At 53.8% G+C, this 22,149-nt stretch carries 14 protein-coding genes; 6 read left to right on the forward strand and 8 right to left on the reverse strand.

Translation table 11 applies throughout. From position 1 onward, the window contains the following. The 4 genes from RMSM_RS02585 to RMSM_RS02600 all read right to left on the reverse strand — a co-directional run. The coding region (locus RMSM_RS02585) for a bifunctional metallophosphatase/5'-nucleotidase (protein WP_040763754.1) at nucleotides 1–1,469 on the reverse strand (1,469 nt) is incomplete at its 3' end. Between the two features lie 26 nt (nucleotides 1,470–1,495). Continuing rightward, nucleotides 1,496–2,077, reverse strand: a complete 582-nt coding sequence (locus RMSM_RS02590) for a DsrE family protein (RefSeq protein ID WP_008691139.1) — start codon at nucleotides 2,075–2,077, stop codon at nucleotides 1,496–1,498. A gap of 154 nt (nucleotides 2,078–2,231) precedes the next feature. After that, the gene (locus RMSM_RS02595; protein ID WP_052031456.1) at nucleotides 2,232–2,753 is read right to left on the reverse strand and encodes a DUF2243 domain-containing protein; all 522 of its coding nucleotides are present in this window, start codon (nucleotides 2,751–2,753) and stop codon (nucleotides 2,232–2,234) included. Further along, nucleotides 2,743–3,048, reverse strand: coding sequence for a hypothetical protein (locus RMSM_RS02600; RefSeq protein ID WP_008691141.1), 306 nt, complete (start codon nucleotides 3,046–3,048; stop codon nucleotides 2,743–2,745). Before RMSM_RS02600 ends, RMSM_RS02595 begins: the two co-directional genes overlap by 11 nt. 469 nt (nucleotides 3,049–3,517) lie before the next feature. On the opposite strand from RMSM_RS02600, the gene RMSM_RS02610 reads away from it, so the two are divergent. The 3 genes from RMSM_RS02610 (at nucleotide 3,518) to RMSM_RS02620 (ending at nucleotide 10,077) form a co-directional block, all read left to right on the forward strand. Continuing rightward, a complete protein-coding gene (locus RMSM_RS02610) occupies nucleotides 3,518–4,804 on the forward strand; it encodes a cytochrome P450 (RefSeq protein ID WP_008691142.1) in 1,287 nt (428 codons plus the stop codon). Between the two features lie 827 nt (nucleotides 4,805–5,631). Continuing rightward, nucleotides 5,632–8,475 (forward strand): DUF1592 domain-containing protein, encoded by a 2,844-nt coding sequence (locus tag RMSM_RS02615; protein WP_236621975.1) that lies wholly within the window; start codon nucleotides 5,632–5,634, stop codon nucleotides 8,473–8,475. A 156-nt stretch (nucleotides 8,476–8,631) separates the two neighbouring features. Beyond that, nucleotides 8,632–10,077: a DUF1552 domain-containing protein gene (locus RMSM_RS02620; protein WP_008691153.1), complete on the forward strand. Its 1,446-nt coding sequence runs from the start codon at nucleotides 8,632–8,634 to the stop codon at nucleotides 10,075–10,077. Between the two features lie 1,084 nt (nucleotides 10,078–11,161). Here the strand turns inward: RMSM_RS02620 and RMSM_RS02625 are convergent. From RMSM_RS02625 to RMSM_RS02635, 3 genes are all read right to left on the reverse strand, one after another. Next, a complete protein-coding gene (locus RMSM_RS02625; protein WP_063870182.1) occupies nucleotides 11,162–14,455 on the reverse strand; it encodes a PAS domain S-box protein in 3,294 nt (1,097 codons plus the stop codon). Between the two features lie 937 nt (nucleotides 14,456–15,392). Further along, entirely contained in the window at nucleotides 15,393–16,376 is a 984-nt protein-coding gene (locus RMSM_RS02630) for an NAD-dependent epimerase/dehydratase family protein (RefSeq protein WP_008691163.1), read from the reverse strand. A 101-nt stretch (nucleotides 16,377–16,477) separates the two neighbouring features. Next, the gene (locus RMSM_RS02635; protein WP_008691164.1) at nucleotides 16,478–16,822 is read right to left on the reverse strand and encodes a YdeI/OmpD-associated family protein; all 345 of its coding nucleotides are present in this window, start codon (nucleotides 16,820–16,822) and stop codon (nucleotides 16,478–16,480) included. A 94-nt stretch (nucleotides 16,823–16,916) separates the two neighbouring features. Between RMSM_RS02635 and RMSM_RS02640 the strand changes: the two genes are divergently transcribed. From RMSM_RS02640 to RMSM_RS02650, 3 genes are all read left to right on the forward strand, one after another. Next, the gene (locus tag RMSM_RS02640; protein WP_008691165.1) at nucleotides 16,917–17,156 is read left to right on the forward strand and encodes an SRPBCC domain-containing protein; all 240 of its coding nucleotides are present in this window, start codon (nucleotides 16,917–16,919) and stop codon (nucleotides 17,154–17,156) included. 460 nt (nucleotides 17,157–17,616) lie between these two features. Continuing rightward, nucleotides 17,617–19,548: a tetratricopeptide repeat protein gene (locus tag RMSM_RS02645; protein WP_040763766.1), complete on the forward strand. Its 1,932-nt coding sequence runs from the start codon at nucleotides 17,617–17,619 to the stop codon at nucleotides 19,546–19,548. A gap of 676 nt (nucleotides 19,549–20,224) precedes the next feature. After that, nucleotides 20,225–20,827, forward strand: a complete 603-nt coding sequence (locus RMSM_RS02650; protein WP_008691169.1) for a YdeI/OmpD-associated family protein — start codon at nucleotides 20,225–20,227, stop codon at nucleotides 20,825–20,827. Between the two features lie 188 nt (nucleotides 20,828–21,015). Here RMSM_RS02650 and RMSM_RS02655 read toward each other — a convergent pair. Then, on the reverse strand, nucleotides 21,016–22,149 hold a 1,134-nt coding region (locus RMSM_RS02655; RefSeq protein WP_144057325.1), incomplete at its 5' end, for an AI-2E family transporter.

Below are 22,149 nucleotides of genomic sequence, written 5' to 3' on the forward strand. Positions count from 1 at the left end.
TTACCGACTTGGCGAATTCGAATATCGTCGGGCGACGACACCCCACTTTGCTTCTGAAAATACGATTTGATCATCTCATACTGGCTGCCATGCTCTTGCAATTGACTGCCACCGGAAAAGGTCGATTGACGATGTCCTCCAGAAACAAGCATCGAGTTGGTGGCGACCCGGTAGGTTCGATCCGCACGCCAAGGACGCTCCTGCATTTGAATCTCCACGATGCGATTGCCCGACGACCTTTTGGGGTCATAGGTGAAGTGAAGTCCAGAAACTTGAATCATCCCGCCAACCTTTTTGTCGATGTCCTTGGTAAAAACATTTTCGACAGCCTGGTTCAGAATATCTCGTATCTGTTTACCGGAAAGCTGCATCGTGACGACCTTGCCTTCGTGGGGAACGAGCTGGCGAAGCTGGGGCGCGGTGATTTTCCCTGGCGGAATGGCCACCCCATAGCCAACTCCGGGCAGAAAAGCCACATCGCTACGGGTCGTCTCGCGGAGGATGTCCGCAAAGAGACTGTCCACAGGCGATTGCGCGTCGCGTTTTCGTGGCTGTTGACCCGCAAGCGTCTGCGCCCGAATCAACCATTCATCCGCTTGGCCGATGGGCTCGTCAAGGACGTCGCGATAGGGAGCGTGAATATCCTCGACCACCTGTTGAACCGCGGAATCCTGATCAAACTCGGTAGCCAGCAGTGGATACAAGTTGCGTCGATGCTCGGTGATTTTCCCGTTTTCGACAACCAGGTCCAATCGTCCGAGATCCGAACCATGTGCCCCGGCTTGCACGATCAACGTCTCACCCACTCGTCGTGCTTCGTGCATCCGGTTGTGGCTGTGCCCACCCACGATCACGTCAATTCCCTGGACTTGCTTTGCCAATTCCACATCCGCTCCGAGACCAAGATGCGTTAACGCGATAACCAGATCGACGCCCTGGCTGCGCAGTTCTTTAACCGCGTTTCTTGCGACATCCGCTGGATCTTCGAACACGAAATTGGCAACATTTTTCGGAGCGGTCGTCCAAGGTGTCTTCGGATAGGCAAGCCCGATCACTCCGACCTTCACGCCATCAAAATCTTTAATGATATAGGGACGCGTCAGCAGCGTGCCGCTGTCCTTTCGCCGTACATTGGCGGCGATCACAGCGAACCCGGCGGTGTCAATCCGCTTTGCCAGCGTGCCACCGCCGAAGTCCGGTTCATGATTGCCAATCACGACGGCATCGTATCGAAGCGTCTCAAAGATCCGCACCAAAGCCTCGCCATCGGTGAGCTGGGCGATCATCGTATCTCCGATCAGGTCCCCGGCGTCGAACAACAGCACATTGGCGGATCTCGATCGAACACGATCGATGGCCGACGCCAAACGAGCGGCCCCGCCTAGCTGCTGGTTTCGAAGCTCTCCTTCCCATCCTTGCCACGCCCTCAGGTGACCATGCACGTCATTGGTATGAAGGATCGTGATCACGGTTTTGGGTGGATCATCCTGAGGGCTTAGTGAAAAGGGATGTAAGCGTATCCGTTCATCTGAGTATTGATGTTGACCGTGGCCGCCGAAACAGCGACGTCCACATCCGACGCAACGTCTTCACTGGCGAACCCGTGATGTGCGAGAGCTTGGCCGCAGACATAGATCTCGACACCCGATTTCTTCAGCTTGTTGATTAAATCGAGATTCGGGTTCTTCGTTTTACCCTTGTCGCTCAAATAGGGATTGGTGTGCTTTGCATAGCCTTCGTGCGAAAGCGCCGCCTTCGTCGCGGGACCGTGCAAGATGATGGCCATTTTGAAACCATTGTCGGTACCGACTCCGGCCTCGGAGTACTGGTTCAAAATGAGTGCTGCGCGATCAAAGCCCTTGATCACCTCGCCCGATTTCCCGTCCGAGGTGATGTCCAAAATCACCTTCGAATTCTTTTTGGGTTGGTGGGCGGCGTCCGACAGCGTTACGATTCCGCCGTGATCCTTGATAACCGGATGCTGGAATTTGGGGTCACCAGTCGGATCGGCCGCCAGGCCTTCGGTGGTCACTGTCAAAAAGATTAGCGTTGCCAATAGGTGAAGTGTGTATCGCATGGTTTTCTCACTTTGGGGACGTAAGGGTTGTTTAGTTTTTGAACAAACTGCTTGATGGAATGAAGCATCGTGGTCAGCTAGCGGCCAACATACGAATCCGACCGACAGCAGGACTACCGCCTACACGGCAGATCATTCATTGGGTCAACAACAATCAAGTGATTCCGGATGATCCAGCCGTCTGGTTTTCCGGCGCCGGTCGATCGTGGTGGATCATCCATACCCCCAGCAAAATCAGCACCAATCCGGCCGCTAGGAAGGTTAAATCCCAAATCAAATGACCGCTTGTCTCGGTGACATGGTGAACATGCAAAATGTGATGATCGATAATGCCCTCGACCAAATTAAACAGCCCCCACCCCAAACTAAGAGATCCAAGGAACGTGGGCGTCGTCAACGGCACATCACTGCGGCGGACCGCCGCCCACAACATGGCGATCCCAATCGCCGTCATGATCCAAGTAAAGACGTGGAATAACCCATCCCAGAACATGTTGATTTCCAGATTGATTGCAAGCGTTCGTATATCGACATCACGAACCGGAAACTTTGCCGACAACATGTTGTGCAGCTGCAAAAGTTGATGGAACAAAATTCCGTCCACGAACCCTCCCATACCAATCCCGAGAAGGGTTCCTGCGGAGATCAGAGGGCGGCGAGTCACGTTATTTGTCATGGTCAGTTCCTCGTATGGATGGATGCTTTGAATTCGATCTCATCGTATTTCGGCCTACGATTCCGAAGACCTCATCAAGTGGCGGAAACCCTGAATGAATCAGCCAGACAATCGTCAGTAGAATTGCGAGCGGAAACAGCGTCGCCACTGCGTTCGTGGCAAAGTCACCGTTAAAAATGCCGGCGGACACCGCTTTGCCCACTTCGGAATCGCAATAAGGACACGCATCCGCGGCCTTCGCCACGATGGCGAAGGCAGCTGCCAACAACAATCTCGAAGGGGCACGTTTCATCATCCGATGTCTCCTGACGGGGCTACACTTGTGATTCGCATTTTCTTCTGCCGCAGAGTCAGACAGTTGACACAGCTTGGCGTCCCACCGTCTCCGCGGTCGATCTCATTGTTGACAAGAGTTCTGAAACACACGAACAGCAACCATTCACCCCCAGCAAAAGTCGCACCATTAAATCGTCCCGGCGATTCCCTCATTGCCGAACAAACAGCTTGCCAGTTCCATCCTTCCCAGATCGAAAGTTCCAAAACTTCGACAGGAGCAAATGCGGTACAAAAAGTGCGGCAAAATCGCTGCTGCCGCCAAGACACCATTGACTCATTCCGTCATCGCTCCACCGCAAGTCGTTGTGTCTCGCCAAGATCAAACCGATTGAAAATTGGTTGTTTGCGGTTCACCGAATTTGACTCATCTCGGCTCCCAACACGACTTGCATGCGATTGCACTCCCAGTCCGTTTAAGAAAGCCCACCATGACAGCAATCGTTCACAATGGTCGACTCGATTCGACGCTTCCTCTGTTACGGTACGGATATGATTTCATTCGCCACGAATGCGATCGATTGAACTCGGATATCTTCCAAACTCGAATTCGATTCCGTAAAACGATCTGTCTGCGAGGCCCTGAGGCGGCGCGGTTGGTCTACGATGCGAATCGCTTCCAACGTAGCGGCGCATGTCCGATGCGAATCGTCAAGACGCTGTTTGGCAAAGGCGGCGTCCAGGGTCTCGATGATCAGGTTCACCGAGATCGCAAAGCAATGCTGATGTCGCTATTTAGCGATGCAAAGATCGATCAACTTGTCAAACAGGTTCATCGAGAACTCGATCAAGCGACGCAACCGTGGGAATCGGCGTCCTCAATTGAGATTTTAGTAGCCATGCATCGCGTTCTCGGTCGCGCCGTATGCTCCTGGGCCGCCATTCCCGTTGACAACGAAAACGCGGACCGTCTCTCCAGCGACTTGGCCCAAATCGTTGATGGTTGCGGTGGTATTGGACCACGATATATCAAGTCACGATGGGCTCGAAAGCGAGCCAATCGCAGGGCGGAACATTGGATTCGCCAGGTTCGCCGAGGCGAATACTCGCCCGATGAATCTTCCGCGTTGACGGTCATCGCGTCTCACCGTGGATGCAACGGCGAACGACATGCCGCCGTGGAACTATTGAACGTGCTTCGTCCCACGGTGGCGATCGCTCGCTGGGTCATGTTCGCCGTGTTGGCGATGCACCGTTTTCCCGAGTCAGCTGACCTGGTTCGGCAATCATCCGATGATGCCGAAGCGGATCGTTTTGGTGAAGAAGTAAGACGTTTTTTTCCATTCTTTCCGGCCATCATTGCAAAGACTCGCCACGTATTCAGTTGGCAGGATTGGGACTTTCCCGCAAACACTCGCGTCTTGCTCGATATCCATGGAAGCAATCACGATACACGTTTTTGGGAAGAACCAGAACGATTTAATCCCGACCGCTTCAAACGTTCGATCGATCGCGAATTCACATTCATTCCCCAAGGAGGCGGCGATTTCGTCAACGGACATCGCTGCGCCGGTGAAATCGTGACGCGCCGAATCTTGTCGGAATGCATTCGGTGGTTCTGCAAAGAAATCGAATTCAATGTCGACAACCGAGATCTCCACGTCGCACGGAATCGGTTCCCGGCTGAACCGAACACCCCATTAATCATTACGAACATTCGCAAACGCGATCGTCGCAGTGACACTGCAGCAATACAGCAATCACGCTCGTCGGCATGAGCCTAAGGAACCGTTCGGCAAAAGGTTCGTCGTTAGATGTTTAGTTACAAGTCATTTGGCAGAAAGTGTCTTCCCGTAGTGGACGAGGTCACGAGTTCCGCAAGTAACGTAGTGGACGAGGTCACGAGTCCCGCAAGTAATGTAGTGGACGAGGTCACGAGTCCCATCATGCCACTCAGCCGCAGGGAATCGTAACCTCGTCCACTACCTCCGAACGTTTTCATAGCGCTACCGCGGCCTACGGTTTTGCGAGTGAATCAGCATTAACAAGTCCTGATAGGGTCGTCAGGATGTAGCCCACGGCGTGAGCCGTAGGGCGTGCTGTAGCGAAAGTCGCAGAGACTTTCGGCCACGCGAGTAAAACCGAAACTCTCTGCGAGTTTCGCTATGAAAAAATGCTTAACCAGCGTGAGTACGCCTTCGGCTGACTGTTAAACGACTCAATCGACAAGCCCATCTTTCGTCGTTCACCCCCGGATGACGTAGATCGCAATTGGCGGGGTGATGCAGTTCACCTCTCCCGAGCGTAGCGGAAGACTAACCTGACGCCCCCCGGAAAAGCTTGGTTTCCCTTTTCTTTGCCCCCGTTTCGGCAGGATCGAAAGGCCGCTTTTCACTCCACAGACCAAGGCTGCGAAGAACTACCAACCCTAGGCTGCGGTTAGCGAACCTAAGCCGTCTTTATGACATATGAAACTTGTTGATTTCTTGCCTAGATTTTAGACTGTGTGAACAAAATGATGCCCGGTGGCTACGGGCGATTTGGCAAGTAAGGCGGCAATTCAAGAGGTTGGTTTTATATGCGGTCGCCCTGTTGCACCCCACGTTTGCCCCACATTATCTGGATGTTAGCCCTCGTTGCTGGAGGGCAACTCAGTCTGATCGCGATGAAGGGTGGTCTCGAAGTCGCGTCGAGTGCGGAAGCGAAGACGGCTGAATCGAACACCTCGGTTGCGAGTCAAGAAGCCGACGGCGTTCACTCCACCAATTCGACTCGCCCAAGCGTTCCGTCCCTGAGCGGATTGAACCTGAGCGAATTGAAAACGTTGGGGGCGAAAAAATCGGCCTACTTGCGACCATCGAAAGCGGCGATTGACCAACCTCCGCAACGTGATGAGTTGGCCTTTGATCAAACGATCAAACCAATTCTTCATCAGGCCTGTGTCGACTGTCATGGTCCCTACGGCGCCGAAGCAAACTTTGATATCACCGCGATCGATCCCGATTTGGTCAATGGCGGTGATGCCGAATGGTGGGAAGAAGTGCTGGCGGCGTTGAACAATGGCGAGATGCCGCCTCGCGATGAAATGGAGATGGTGGATGAGGACCGCGCAACCGTTGTCGAGTGGCTGAGCAACGAGATTCATTTCGCATCGATCGCTCGTCGGGCACGCGAATCCAATACGTCGTTCCGTCGGTTGACAAAGTACGAATACAACTACGCGCTACAGGACTTGCTCGGCGAGCCCTGGGACTTCGCCAAAGACCTGCCACCCGAATCCGTTTCCGAGGACGGTTTTCAAAACAGTTCCGATTCGTTGCATCTTTCGGTTTCCCAGTTCGAAACCTATCGACAACTCGCACGACGTGCATTGGATCGGGTCACGGTGCGAGGCACGCGTCCTGACCTCGTCCGCTGGCGACACAGCATGTCGGATGCCGCCGCGATCGAAGAGCGGATCCACCAAGATAAACTCAAACGGCTGGAAAAACGGTTCAAGGACGACGCCGAAAAACGCGAACAACAGATCAACACGACGACGCGACTTTATCGCAATCCAGGTGACTCGCCTTATTACCTGAACCTAGCGACCGGGGAAAAGGCTCGTGCAAAATGGGAATACAACGGAGCGAAGTATGCGATTGACCCCGTCGATTCCGCTGAAGATCCCCAACACGAAGCGTCTCAACACGAAGCATCCGGCGCCGAGGCAACGCACGTCGCCGTGCTGCCAACGGGCAGAAATCCCAATCTGACGATCGAGCTGGGGAATCAGGTTCCTGATGAAGGTTTGCTGCGTGTGCGTGTCCGCGCGTCGCGTGGTCCCGGCCAAAAACGAATTCCTCACATGCAGTTGGTGTTCGGTTGGCGAGCGACCAACGAGGGACGTGCCGACGTCAGAGTCAGCCAGCGGGATACTGCGGTGACGGCCGCAGCGGGGCAGGCAGAGACGTACGAGTGGCTAATTCCGCTCGGCGAGATCGATCCGCGAAATGCGGAACGCAAGACGTCGACGATGGGACATTTCCCCAGCCCGTCGGAATACATTCGCCTCGTTAATAGTTCGGTCCCCCGAGGACATGACCATCCAGCCGACATTGTGATCGAGTCGGTCCAGGTCGACGCACCGATTTATCACGAGTGGCCTCCGAAATCGCACCAACAAATATTCCCCGGCAACAGGGCGAACGAGCAACTGACTCGCGAGGAGGAAGTCGCTTATGCACGCGAGATTCTGACTCGTTTCATGCCACGCGTCTGGCGATCATCGGTCGATTCCGCTGCGGTGGACAGCAAACTCGCTCTCTTCGAAGCGGTGCGTGGTGGCTGCGATGATTTCCAGGATGCGATGTTGGAAGTACTGGCCACCGTGCTTACCTCACCAAAGTTTTTGTACGTTGCTGCCAAGCCGATGACGGATGCAGCAGCGCACAATCGGCGGCTGGCCGATGGAGACCTCGCCACTCGACTGTCTCTGTTCCTGTGGTGCAGTGTGCCGGACGATCGGTTGTTGGAATTGGCCGGCTCTGGAACCCTGCATCAGCCCGAGGTGCTGCGTGCAGAGGTGGATCGAATGCTTGCCGATCCGCGGCACGAACGATTCGTCAAACACTTCGTTGATCAATGGCTCGATCTACGGGCGCTGTCGTACTTGGCGGTCGACAAGAGTTTCACCCAATTCGATCCGTCCTTGAAAGAGTCGATGCAGCAGGAACCTCGTGCCTTTTTTGCAGAGATGCTTCGCACCGATGCCAGCGTGCTGGACATCATCCACGCCGACTACGCCACGGTGAACGAGCGATTGGCGGTCCATTACGGAATCTCGGGTGTGGAAGGCAATCATTTTCAACGTGTCTCGTTAAACGACGAAGCGTCACGGGGCGGAATTTTGACCCAAGCGGGTTTGTTGGCGATGAACTCCGATGGCCAACACTCTCATCCGCTCAAACGAGGCGTTTGGTTACTGAACTGTCTATTGAACGATCCACCGCCACCGCCACCGGCAGCGGTTCCGGAGATCGATTTGGCCGATCCCGAGATTGCCAAGCTGACACTGAAGCAACGGATCGAAGACCACCGCAATCAGGCGGCTTGTATGTCGTGTCACCAGAAGATTGATCCTTGGGGAATCGCCTTCGAAAACTACGATGCAATCGGACAATGGAGAGACGAGATCAACGGGACACCGGTCGACGCCAGTTCCGCGTTGTACAACGACCAAGTCCTGGACGGCATTGATGGGCTGAAACGCTATCTGCTGGACAGTCGACAAGATCAATTCGTCCGCGCGATGGTCCAAAAGCTGGCCATCTTTGCCTCGGGGCGACCGTTGGCCTTCAGCGACAACGCATCGGTTGACGAGGTGACACGCGCCGTGCGTCAAGAAGGCGACGGGCTAAAGACTCTGGTGCACACGCTCGTTACCAGCAATCTGTTTTTGGCGCCGTGACTGAATGCTTCGCGTTTGACCGCCCGCAAGTCATTCCCGCCCCACACTGTTGCCCGTTGAAAAATTCCCCAGTCACCCTCGACAACCAATCGAATCGCAAGGATCGAATCGCAAGGATCGTTCAGCGATCGACCCGCCACTTATAGGAACGACACGATGAAATTGAATCTGGACTCATTGGACCGCCGACGTTTTCTGCGAGGGGCCGGGGTTGCTCTCGCGTTGCCCGTGTTCGGTTCTGCCGTAAATTTGGCTGCAGGTTCATCGCCCGAGGCTCTGGGAACCGGCGGGTTATCCGGAGCAGATGGAGATTCGCCGCGGGATGTGAAGCGACTGGGCTGTTTCTACTTTCCCGATGGTGTCCCGATGCCATTGGCCGAGGACCCTGCCTATCAAGACTGGTCTTGGTTCCCCCATGGCAGCGGCACCGAATTCACCTACACGAAATGCATGGAAGTTTTCCAGCCGCTGAGAGATCAGATCACGGTTATGTCGGGATTTTCGCATCCAGCTGTGCGTCAAGTTCACGGTCACTCCAATGCGGACCAATTTCTGACGGCGGCGGCCACTGGATCGGATGGCCCCTATAAAAACTCGATCTCGCTAGACCAAGTCTATGCAAACCATGTTGGTGACCAGACGCGGTTTTCATCGTTGGTACTGTCCACCGACGGAGGCACCGGAACACCGCGTGGCACGCATACGATGTCGTTCACGCGTACCGGTCGTGCCATTCCCGCCGAGCACCGGCCCAAGCGTGTTTTCGACATGCTGTTTGTCAAACGCGATGCGGATGCAGCGCGGCGTTTGGCTTTAAGCAAAAGTGCGTTGGATGAATTGCTTGCCGATGCCAAAAGTCTTCGCCGTGACTTGGCTAGCGATGACCGGGAACGATTGGATGAATACCTGCATTCGGTTCGGCAAGCCGAGCAGCGCGTTGAAAAAGCTAAACTCTGGGTCAACACTCCCTTGCCGACTGTGGAGGCTGGAGATCTGGATCTGGATGTGTCGCCGGAGGACCCGCAGCGCTACGTCCAAACGATGTTTGAGCTGATCTACCTGGCATTCCGCACCGATTCGACTCGAGTGGCGACGTACCAAATCGGTCGCGAAAATGCATTTGGGATCAGCGATCGCTTGGCTCGCGCGGTCGGATTCAATTTGGCACACGCGCTGTCGCACGAAACCAAGCAACCCGGTGGTTGGGAACGATTTTCGACCTACTGTGGATTCCTTAACCGCGAGTTTTATCGTTTTGCCTCTCGGCTTCACGAGACTCCGGAACCGGCCGGCGAGGGCACGATGCTCGACAACACCTTGTTGCTGTTCGGATCCGCGTCCAGTGCGTTCCATCTGTCGCAGAACTATCCAGTCATCCTGGCGGGTGGAAAGGCGATGGGCTTCAAGCATGGGCAATTCCTTAACTACGCCGGCTCCGGTGCCGTCGGCGGTTCCTGGGACGGGATGCCAGAGCCCTGGATGCGAGAACCGGCCAAGGAAGACCAGCCTCTGACGAAGGTGTTCGTCACCATGCTTCAGCAATTGGGACTAGAGACCGAGAGCTTCGCGGGAAACACCGGCGGACTGTCAGAATTGGTCTAGCGTGAGCAGAAAAGAAGAAATGGCACCAGGATTCAAGCAGCGAGTCGGGAGCCTTGCGGAATGCCAGCCGAATTAGCTGTAGCGAAAGTCGCAGAGACATCGGCCGCGCAACTAAAACCGAAACTCTCTGCGAGTTTCGCTACGAAAAATTGCTTCACAGCATCGCGTTTTGTGTCTAGCGGCTTGTTGATTTCATCGAAATGCAAATCGCATTGGTGAGCCGTGGGCCGTAAGGCACCGGGTAATGCGTGGAACCCGGCTGCTCACCCGCGAGCGGCTCACTGAATCAACAAGCCGCTAGCCAGGGATCCGACATTCAACCGGGGCTAGCGACAAAACGCAACGCTGTGATGCATTCCTCCCTATAAGCAAAACGCGAATTAGCTGTAGCGAAAGTCGCAGAGACTTTCGGCCACGCAATTAAAACCGAAACTCTCTGCGAGTTTCGCTACGAAAAAATGCTTCACAGCGTTGGCCCAAACGGTTAACGGGATTTCACCCAATGATTCCTGCCTGACGGCCTAACCATTGGATTGGTCTTGCGTGGGAAACGTCGGAGCAGCCAGACTGATCACTATGGTACAGCAGTTGCAATGGAATGGTGGAGTTTAGGATCTCTCCATCGTTTCTTCTTCTAGCTCAGTGTCATTACTTATGTTTGCATTTTTCTCTAACCGACTAGGTTGCATCGGCTCGATCATCGTTTCATTGATTGGAACTATAGTTTTGTCGCTGCTGTTGGGTTGGCTCTAACGTCAAATCACTGTTGATGGCATTGCCCCCAAGTGATTGATCGGATACCAACCGACGGCGATCAATGAGGAAGGGCATCGTTTCGTTGTCAGCTTTTCTTTCTGTCTCCATTTTTCTGTATTCCCATCAGCAGATTCATCTTCCCTAGAGTTTCGCTGAGGCTGTCCCCACGCCTCCCTCTGCTCCAGCCGCAGAGCCCCGCCCAGTAACGCCTAAGAGTGGCCGCGAATCTCTTTCGTGCGGTCGGCGAGAGTGCGATCCGTAAACTCTCGTTCGCGGAGCGAAAGGCGACTTTGAGCTGTTTTCAGACAGAGCCTAGAACGTCCAAGGCTTACTTTTCCACGTTCACTTGATTGCCAAGCGTATCGGTCGCAGTGATTTCGTCAAATACTTGACGCAGTATTTGGATGCTAGCCGGTTTCACCAGATGGCGATCGAATCCCGCCTCGTAAGCTTGTTGGATGTCTTCGGGTTGTCCGTTGCCAGTCATGGCAATGATGGTCAAGTCGCGTAACTCGGGCAATGCACGCAGAGACTGAGCGACTTCGTACCCCGAACTATCTGGCATACAGATGTCAGAAAAGACAACATCGGGCTTGTACGCGCGAGTCATCTTGATTCCTTCATCTGCACTCAACGCCATACGCGCTTCATGTCCTAATGCTTCAACCAGCTTGACAAACATCGTGGCAACCGCTCGAAGATCGTCGATGACAACGACCTTCAATGACTCCGAATCCGATGAGTAGCTGGATGGTTGGTGTTCGATTTGGTTCGCTTGCGCCAACGGAAGCCGCACTACAAATCGACTTCCAGGTCCCTTGCGATCCTGATCTAAAACCACCGAACCGTCGTGCATTTCGACTAGTTGTTTGACGAGAGTCAGGCCAATCCCAAGTCCACCTTGGCTGCGTGTGACCGAGCTTTCGACTTGCGTGAACATCTCAAAAATCCCGCTCGCGTCTTTTTGCGAGATCCCAATGCCGTTGTCTTCAATCGAGATTTCCACGGCGCCCCCGACTGCGTTGCAATGTAGTTCGATCGTACCGCCGCCAGGGGTGTATTTGCAGGCGTTGTTCAAGATGTTCGTAAATACTTGAGCCAAACGAACACGATCCCCCTCTACGATTAGCCCGGATGCTGGTTCAATATCCCATCGCAATTCGTGCTGCCTGGACTTGCAAGCTGGGCGAACTGACGCCAAAGACGTTTCAAGAACCTCAACGATCGAAACGGGCTCCTGTTGCAGCTTGATCTTTCCTCGAGTGATTCGCGATACATCCATCAGGTCGTCTATCAATCGAACCAACTGCGAAACTTGGCCCTGAAGAATGTCACTGATTTCGGCGATCTCTTTGGGGTCGTCGCTGAAGGATGGCAACAGCTCAGCCGCATTACTGATAGGGGCTAGTGGATTACGCAGTTCATGCGCCAAGACAGCCAAGAATTCATTCTTCCGAGCGTCCATTTCACTGAGTTGCTCGGCTCGCTCTCTGAGTTCCTGTTCCAGTTCTTTTTTGGCGGTAATGTCCACCATGACTCCCCGGAGATGGTGTGGCTTTCCGGCGTCATCGGGGACCACATAGACGATGTCTCGTAACCAAACGGACCGGCCATCTCGCGTGATGGCTCGGTACTCAAAATCGTGGTCTCGGCAATCGCGACAGGCGTTCCGGCATAGGGTGACTGAAGAGTCGCGGTCGTCGGGGTGAATGATACTGGGCCAGAAAGCAGGATCGGAGAGCCACTGTTCGATTGGGTATCCCAGGATTTGCTCCGCCCTCTCGCTGACGAAGTTAAACTTCCACGTATTAGCGTCCGCTTCCCATACGATGGCATCCAAGCCGTCGACCAAGTTGCGGTACTTTTCCCTCGCCGTTTCGGCGTCCTGTCGAGCTTGGACCTCGCGTTTGATCAAAGCTTCTCGCTCCTCTTCGGCGTCAACCGATTCGGTAACGTCTCGAGAGATAGCGAGAAGTTGTTCTGGACGTCCATCTTCGCCCGTGATTGGTGTCACGACGACGTCCCACCAAGTCTTGATATTTGATTTTCTAGTTGCACGGACACCACGAAATCTTCCCAACCGCCCTGCTCGTGCTGCTTCGATCGCGGCGGCGGCGGCGATTCGATTCGATCCCTGCCAAAAATCGGTCCATGCACTCCCCAGCAAGGCCTCGACATCATCGATCTCGTGCAGCTTTGCCCCCATACGGTTCATCGATAGCAAGCGTCCGTCGAGATCCAGGATCTTGATACTATCGTGGCTGCTGGCCAGGATTTGTCGAGCTTGTTCCTCACTGCGGTGACGGGCTGCTTCGAGTGCTTTGAGTTCGGTCACGTCAGTAAAGGTGGTGATTGCTCGAGCTTGATTTCGATGCCCAAACTCGACCAGCTTGGAACTTGCCAGCAGTCGTCGGCGTGATCCATCGCTGGTTTCAAAAAGGATATCTTCGTTGGAAATGGACTCGCCATGCAGGATCGTTCGTGCGAGTGGCCATTCATCCGGCTCGTAGCGGCGACCATCGGGATGGTACCCGACATAGGCTGCCAACGCGTTGAGATCAACCTTGTCAGAGACTTGATTGCCTAGCAATTCGTAAGCTCGTTCATTGACTGATAGGATCTGTCCGCTTGGTGCATCGGCGACAATAACCCCTGCCGGTAACTGGTCCAGCACGGCATTGGTTAGCGAGCTTTCTTCCTGCAACTGTTGTAATAGCTGTTCTCGTTCTCGGTCAGCACGGATTTGCTCACTAACGTCGTCGAAGATTAACAAGCAACGACCGGCTTCACCCTCGAACTCCTGCAACTGGGCAGCCGCAATCTTGACATGTACTTTTGATTTGTCACGACGGCAACGGTAGGTCGAGATACCTTGAAATGTTTGGCCTTCCGTCAATTGTTTTCGCACGGAGCGACATTCGTCTTCCTTGTCAGGTGGAACAATGGGCAGCGGTTTGCCCAGTACTTCGTCACTGCGGTAATCGAACATTTCCTCCGCAGCCTTGTTCCACAGAAGCACACGAGCGTCGTCGTCAATCACGCTGATCGCCAGCGGTGATTTTTCGATGATGACCTTTAGTAATTGATGTTGCTCGCGTTCACGGGCAGCAAGCGTCACCAGCTCGATTTCGGATTCAACCGAAGAGGCCAACTCGCTTAGTATCTCGAGTTCGGTTTCACTCCAATCTCGCGGTCCCGAATCGAATACGCAGAAGGAACCAAGCACCTCTCCGGATCGAGTGCGGATCGGGTTACCCGCATAGGCTCGAACTCCGAACTCAACAACTGCAGGATTGTCTTTCACACGCTCGTCCGTCTGAGCGTCACGAACAATCAACGGTGCATCACACAGAACCGCTTGACGGCAAAACGAATAACTCAACGGACTTTCACGTCGAGACGCCCACGGTTCGGGAAGCCCAACACAACTTTTGAAGAATTGTCGGTGCTCGTCGACAAGCGTCACAACCGAGGCAGGACATTTCAGCAACTTGGCCGCAAGCCGGGTGAGTCGATCGAACGAGGCGTCCGGAGCACTATCGAGGAGCTTTGTCGCGTGTAGGCTGGCAAGCCGTCTTGGATCTGAGATCGGATCTGTGTGGATCGGACGGGATTGCGCCATGACGTGAAAAACTTTCGATGAAGTGCCAATGCTGAGCACTCATCATACTGTTTCGACCTATTGCCGGTAGGGAGTAACGCAAATCCACCACATTCTCAATAGGGTGTCTTCGTAAATCCGAATCGTAAACAAACGGAAAAAGCTGATCTGACCCGATAGCAGAAAAGGTGTCAGGACTCTTTTCTCGATGTTGTCGCTTGTTTCCTGAGCTTTCCGTGGGGAATTTCGCTCGAAGCCGATTGAGTTGTTCCTTGGACGCATTGCCGAAGAAATAACTAACCTTGAAAACAGATTGCGAGTCCTCGGGTTGTAACGTCAATTCCCGCTCATTAGCCAGCACCTCGATCAGTGTAATTTGTAGGCTACAGAAAGAAAAAGCCGAGCAGGCCCGCGATAACAATGATCAAAACGAATATTCTTACAAACCACCAGAATCTCGATAGTTTAGGCGGTCGCTGACTCTCCAATCGACTGTCGTGTGGTGTACTATTTGGACTCATTTGATATTTCCAAAATGCTAGACCATTGTTATTCGCATTCTAAAACGGCTGCAGGTGCCAAAGCAAAATCATGTTGCAAAAATTGGACCAACGCATCGAGAAATCATTAGCGTTCGGCGTAGTCAAAAGTTCTATTTACGCTGGTCTTGGGCACGCTTACGAAAACGTATTGCTGGTACGTGACGCCGCTGACAGTCTTCCTTTGGTTACGCGACGGATTCACTAAGCCGACGTTCGACTGCAATGGCGATCTTTCCTTGAACACCGTTATTGGGACTTTCCAGCCGGGCATGGGCGATCGGAATATGCTCCTGATAACCAAGGAATAAATCAATGAAAACTCTCGAAGAGTTTCTTGCACAGATGACTGTTCGGTATATTAGCGATCAAATATTAGCGATCAATCTCACCGGAGCCCGAAGTCACACTCAGATTTGTTATGTCCCGGTGGCGGGAGGCAATTCTTTGGGTGACACATAATCTGGATCGTGGTGGTATGGCAAAGGGCTGCCAGTCGCCAATGCGCTAAGGATGCCTGAGAAATCCAGCTTTGGGCGAAATCCGAGTTCCAGTTGGGCCAGCGACGAATCGTAGACGCGGTCGATGCACCTAGGGAGACACCAGTCTGCCTTATCGTATAGATCTTCGACGTTTGGGAAATAGCTTGCGATCACACTCGCAGCATCGGTCACCAGGGACCGGCAGTCGTCACGGTTAAACGGGGTTGGAGCAGAAATGACGTACGTTTTGCACCCTTTACCTTTGATGTTCTCCAGCGCAATGACATGAGCCTCGGCGGCATCTTCGACAGCGACTCGCCTATAAAGAAATTCGTTGGCTTTCAGATTTGCCCCATGAGGTAAACTCAGGGTGTCGTCGTTTTCAGGAAAAAATCGAGCAGTGCGCAAAATGGCAATATCAAGTCCGTGATTCACTGAGAAAAGCTGGCACAGCTGTTCGGCTGCATATTTTGTGACGCCGTAAATATTTCGAGGTCGAATTGGACCAAAATCTTCATTCAACCAAAACGCGCTTTCGGCCCCTCCGTCGATTCCAGCCCGTACCTCACTTGAGATCATGAGTGAGGTGGTCGATGTAAACACAAAGCGATCATGACCTGCGGCAGACGCTGCTTCGAGTAGATTTAGAGTGCCGGTTACGTTGACATCAACAAAGGCCCTCGCAGAATAGCGAGCAATGTCAGGTTTGTGCAGCGCACCACAGTGGACTACCGCTGTTATGTCATTGTCGGAGAAAATCCTATCGATCAACGAACGGTCGAAGACGCTGCCCACCACTGTCGTGTCTTTCCCATCCACTACATCGAGCCCTACGACTTCGTGCCCATCGCGTCGCAACCTTGGCGCCAAGAACCGGCCGAGCCAGCCTGACGATCCGGTAAGCAAAATTGTGGTGTGCATAGTTTGAGTTTTTTTTAGTTAATTTAATCGAGGTTTATCGCCCCTGTTCATCGTTCCATTGCCCCCTTTCCCGCAAGAATCTTATCACGGAATTTGTCAACTCAAGACCTCCGCGTTTCAGCCTTCTTAGCGGAATTTAGATCGATCACGTAACTTTTTTGTCTGCCGGGCGTCAGGGCACGAAACGCTTCTGCAAGCACCGGGTCAGCTTCAAGAGCCTCGACAAGTTCATCCGGAAGTTCAAGTGCGTGTATCACTTTGGGTGGCTTGATGCCTGCTTCCGCATACGCCATAGCCTCCTCCAAATAAGCTTGGAGCGTGGGCTTCATCGCCTGCACTTGAGCGTTGTCCGTGAACCGGATCCTATCAGGATGCTGGGTGTTGGGTCCCTGTCTTTCCAAGACCGCTTGCGGATCTTTCATCAATGCCGCGTTGAAAAAACTCATGCGGTAGTCGCTCCGCAAGGCCCCGAGAAGTGTCAAGACGATCCTGCCTGCAGCCCTATTGCTGCCTGCCCCTAAAACTCACTTTCAAACGGCAATGCGAGAACTGATTCCCGGCGAGCGAATCCGGTTGGCCGACAAGTTCGATGATACCGGTCTAGTAGCCGACATGACCAAGACGATCACGTTGCGACCAGTCAGTTGCGGAACCGCGATTGAAATTCTGCATGAAGGACTTCCTGCGGCGATCCCCGCGGAAAGGTGTTATCTCGGTTGGCAGGAATCACTGTTGCAACTTGCCAATTTAGTCGAAGCGGACATTCCCGGTGGTGTCTGACGTACACATGAGAACCAGAATCACACGAACCGATGTCTAAACGCGATAAAACGACCGATGAAAGCCTCTGCCCAATTTCGCGCAACCCAAAGCAGCGGTTGGCGAGCAATGTACAAACCGACGCCATCAAAGCGAACTTTCCAGCGGGTCTTGCTCGTCCCGCACTGCGAGCGTTGGTAGCGGCTGGATGGGCGGGAGGCCGTCTTTGACATCGGCGAAGGCGAAGTCCCCGAGGGCGGTACGACCGATGTGCGTGAGAACAACGGCTTCCCTATTCGATTCTGATTTAGCATATTAACACTGCTCCTGACCACTTGCGCAACGGCCTGTTTCGTCGCTATCTACCGGCACCTTCATCAGCCAATGGTTACGACTCATCTCTAAATCCTTTCACAACATCCCATCCGCCAGTATGACGCGTCGCCAACTCAGCCGTAAGAAAAAAGCTTGCTTCGGCATCGTGACAACAGGCCTGTGCTTGCTGCTGATCGAATTCGCGTTAACGCTGCTGGGCGTCGGACGATCGACCGATCACACGGACCCGTTTGTCGGTTTTTCAAACCAAGTCCCCCTTTTCGAACCGTTCACCGATGACGCCGGGAAATCATGGCTGCGAACGGCAGAGAACAAATTGGTTTGGTTCAACGACCAACAATTCGGCGCTGCCAAACCAGCCAACACCCAACGCATCTTTTGCTTGGGTGGATCGACGACGTTCGGACGCCCCTACGACGACACCACGTCCTTCTGCGGTTGGCTTCGAGAATGGTTGCCGCACATCGACGCCACCACCAACTGGGAAGTCGTCAACGCCGGCGGTGTTAGCTACGCGAGCTATCGTGTTGCCACCGTGATGCAGGAATTGACCGCCTACGAACCCGATGTCTTCATCGTCTACACTGGCCAGAACGAGTTCCTGGAACGTCGCACCTATGCCGACTTCTTTGATCAATCCGATATGCAGCTTTGGCTCAGCGGGTGGCTCGCCAAGACTCGCACGTATGGCTGCATCGACTCGATCCTGCGGCGTCAACGCGACACGATACCGAATCCCAACGTCAGTGTGTTGCCCGCCGAAGTCGACGAACGACTCAATCACACCGTTGGCCCATCGGACTATGTTCGCGACAACGAGTGGCGCCGCGATGTTCGACAACATTTCCAGTTCAATCTCAATCGAATGATCGACATCGCTCGTGCATCGGGCGCGAAGATCCTGTTTGTCGTGCCGGCGTCCAACGAAAAGGATTGCAGCCCATTCAAGATCGAACCTGAGGCGACGGATTTCCAAGACGGCCAATCTGCTTTCGCTAAACGGGATTTCGCGCGTGCCAAGGAAGCGTTTCAGACGGCGCTGAATCTTGATATCTGCCCGCTTCGCGCCCCCGACGACTTTTTGGATATCGTTCGCGACTTGCCAGCAGCCGACGACGTTTGTGTGGTCGATTTCGACCGGCAACTGCGTGAGGTCTGCCTCGCCGAACAAGGGCACGATCTACTGGGCGACGAATACTTCCTGGACCACGTTCATCCGACCATCGACGTCCACCGCCGTCTGTCGCTGTGGATCGCCGATGCGATGCGCCGGTCCGATTGGCTATCACCCGGCGCGCTCGGCAGCAAGGATATTCCCAGCGAAACGCTCGCCGACGTGGACGCGTTGATCCAAAGTCGCATCGATCCGCGTAAACAAGGAGTCGCGCTGCGAAACCTCGCCAAAGTCATGCACTGGTCGGGCAAATTCGAAGTCGCCGAAGCCCGTGCTCGCGATGCGATCGCCAAACTCAACGGTGACGCCGAAAGTCAATTCATCTTGGCCGATTGCTTGCGATGGACCGGCCGGATCGATGAATCGGTACGGGTTTACCAACGTGCGGTCAACGAATTTCCTGGTGACCTGCGGGGTGCTCAGCGGTTTGGGCAGTTGCTCTTGGAACTTGGCCAATACGAAACGGCTCTGGGACTTTTCTCGATCGCGGTGATCGGTTGGCCGGAAACCAACCCGAGTCATTGGACGGCACGCTACCAACTTTCACGGGCGTGCATCGGCTTGGCTGACTATGAATCCGCGCGAACCGAGCTCCAGCATTGTCACGAGCATGATCCAACGAATATGGACGTAACGTTTGCGCTCGCCGAATCATGTGCCGGAGTCGGCGACACCGATACCGCCATTAAGCTTTACAATCGCGTCCTCGATGCCTTCCCCAACGATGTCGAAACCTACGTGCGTCTCGGCTACCTGCAGCTCAATCGCATGGATCCACAAGCCGCTGCCGCAAGCTTCGCCACGGCGCTCTCGCTCGCCCCCGAGCACCCCCAAGCCCAAGCAGGCAAAAGCATTGCGTCCCAGCTGATTGCCACCCAATCGAAGCCGAGCCCCCGAACGTAACTAGCTATCAGTGGAGGGCCATCACCCAATGCCATCTACTTTTGGCACCAAGCGGGTAATGTTCGAGTAGTGGAATTCGCCAGAATTCCCGCATTTGCTGTTGCATCACCAGGAACTCTGGCGAGTCCCACTACGAAAGTAGATGGCATTGGGCTATCGCCGAGGGAAGGCTGGGGTTTCGCATTTCACTTTGGATCCCATTGCGCTACCACATCGTTACTTCGTAGCCCAAACGAGGTTTCGCAAAGTCCACAAAGATTGACGCGACAGTGCTTGTTCATTGGCTAACCTGTGCGGTGACATCAAGCGATTTTCAATGCTGGATATCTATCGTCCGGACAAACATGAGGCTTTTCAGATCAAAGGTTCGGATCAAGCCATCGATGACCTGTGTTCAAAATTTGAAAAGAAGAAGCGGCAGTTAGTGGTAGGCCAGTCATAAGATCGAAGCTAACCCCCGCAAAGCGTTCCTTGTCGGCAGGCAGCTGCAACAGTTGTCGGCAGCCAGCGAGGTTGTCGGATATCGCTTGCGAACCGGACACCGTATCCTGCAGCAGGTCGAGGGGAGTTTGGGCCGTTTCCAATCAGCTCTCCCGCGCCCGTGATCACGCCCCCAGTGATCACGACCATTGTGCTGCCGAATCAATTTTGTACTGCCGAATGAATATCGAGTCTCATGCCTGAACCCGATCCAGCGAAAATCATCGCCTTCGCAACGCCCCAAGAGCTCGGCGGGTGGCTTGCGGTGAATCACGCCTCCGAAACGGAACTGTGGGTAAAAATTTTCAAGAAGAAGACGGGGATTCCGAGTGTGACTTGGGATGATGTCGTGATCGAGTCGCTGTGCTGGGGCTGGATCGACGGTATCAAGAAGTCAATCGATGACCAAGCGTATTTGCAGCGGGTCACTCCACGCAGACCGCGAAGTAACTGGTCCAAACGAAACCGAGCTCACGTGGAGCGTTTGATCGGCGAGGGGCGAATGACGGAACACGGGTTGGTGCATGTGCGGGCCGCCCAAGCGGACGGTCGGTGGGAGAATGCCTATGCGGTGAGTGAAATGAAAGTGCCAACGGATTTCCTTACCGCACTGGAGAGCAAGCCGAAGGCGAAACAGTTTTTTGAAACGCTCAATCAATCGAATCGTTATGCCATCGCGCACGGATTGACGAGCGCCAAAACTCCCGAAACCAGGCAGCGACGATTTGCAAAATTCATCGACATGCTAGTCCGCCAAGAAAAACCTGGAATGGGCTCCACCAAGACGAAAAGAGCGTAGCGAAAATCAGCGAGAAGAAGTCTCGGGGGCAGTTCGGCTTAAGAACCGTTCGGCAATAAGTTCGTCATTCGAATTTTGCTGCAACTCATTTGGCAGAAAGTGTTTTCGCCGTAGTGGACGATGTCACGAGTAGGACCGGGGACATCAAGAATCCACGACTGTTTTTGCAGCCAAACACAGAGCAAAGCTCAGCCAACGCTCTCGGTTTCCTCCTCCACCTCCGCCCCCCGTGCTGAAAGAAAATCGCCCAGTGGTTCTAGCTGCGGAATGTGCTCGCAAAACGTGCGGATGGTTACCAATAGTGGTACCGCGACCAGCATCCCTACGACTGACCATAGCCACGCCCAAAAGGTGACGGCAATAAATACCACTACGGTATTTAGCTTAAGGTTGCGTCCCACAAAGTAAGGGGTGACAAACTGTCCCTCGATCGCAGTCAAACCGTAGTATGCAACCGCGGGAAACAATCCTGCAATCACACCATCGAAGGTTAATAGCCCGACCACTAATGCAATGCCGGATCCGACGATCGCCCCGATGTACGGCACGAAATTGAACAAGCAGCCGACAACTGCAAACAGCAACGGGTTAGGCATTCCTAGTGCCCACATAACCATTCCGATTGCCGCACCGAGCGTTGCGTTGATGATAGAGATCGTTAGTAGATAACGAGACAACTTACGCTCGATGTCGCGAGCAATTTGCATTGCTTTTCGTTTGTCGCGGAATGTCGGCATGACATGAACGATCTTCTCGTAGAACATGTCGCCTGAAGCCAGTATGAACAGCAACAAAACCATTACCATCACGACCTGGACGACGATCGCTGGCGCTGTCGAAGCCAATATCCCTAAATAGCTTCTTTCTTGCACAACCACTTCTTGAACGTCTGCGTCCGAAGGCATCGCCGCATTCTCAATCTGATCAACGACCTCATTGACGGATGGACCATCTTGGTTGCCGCCAAGCGTTTCGCGGAATTCGCGTATCCGTTCTTCTAACTTCACACCGATCGTCGGCGCGTCTTCGATCCAAACGATGACGGGAACTGCCAATAGATAGGTTATCAGCAGGATTGCGGCAACAAGTGCTGTTACGATTAAGGTCGCAGCGATTCCCGCTGGTATACCAGCGCGTTCCATCAGTCGGCGGACCGGACTAAAAACCAAAGCCAATAGAAAGCCTAAGATCACCGGGGTCAGAAACACCTGTGCGTGCCCGAGTCCGCCAATCAGCAAGAGCAGGAAGATTCCGATCACTGCGCGACGATACCAGGTTCCGGTGTCACGCGAGCGATCTTCAGTGTCAATCGCGTTATCGGT

This window comes from Rhodopirellula maiorica SM1 (assembly GCF_000346295.1).
Taxonomy (GTDB): domain Bacteria; phylum Planctomycetota; class Planctomycetia; order Pirellulales; family Pirellulaceae; genus Novipirellula; species Novipirellula maiorica.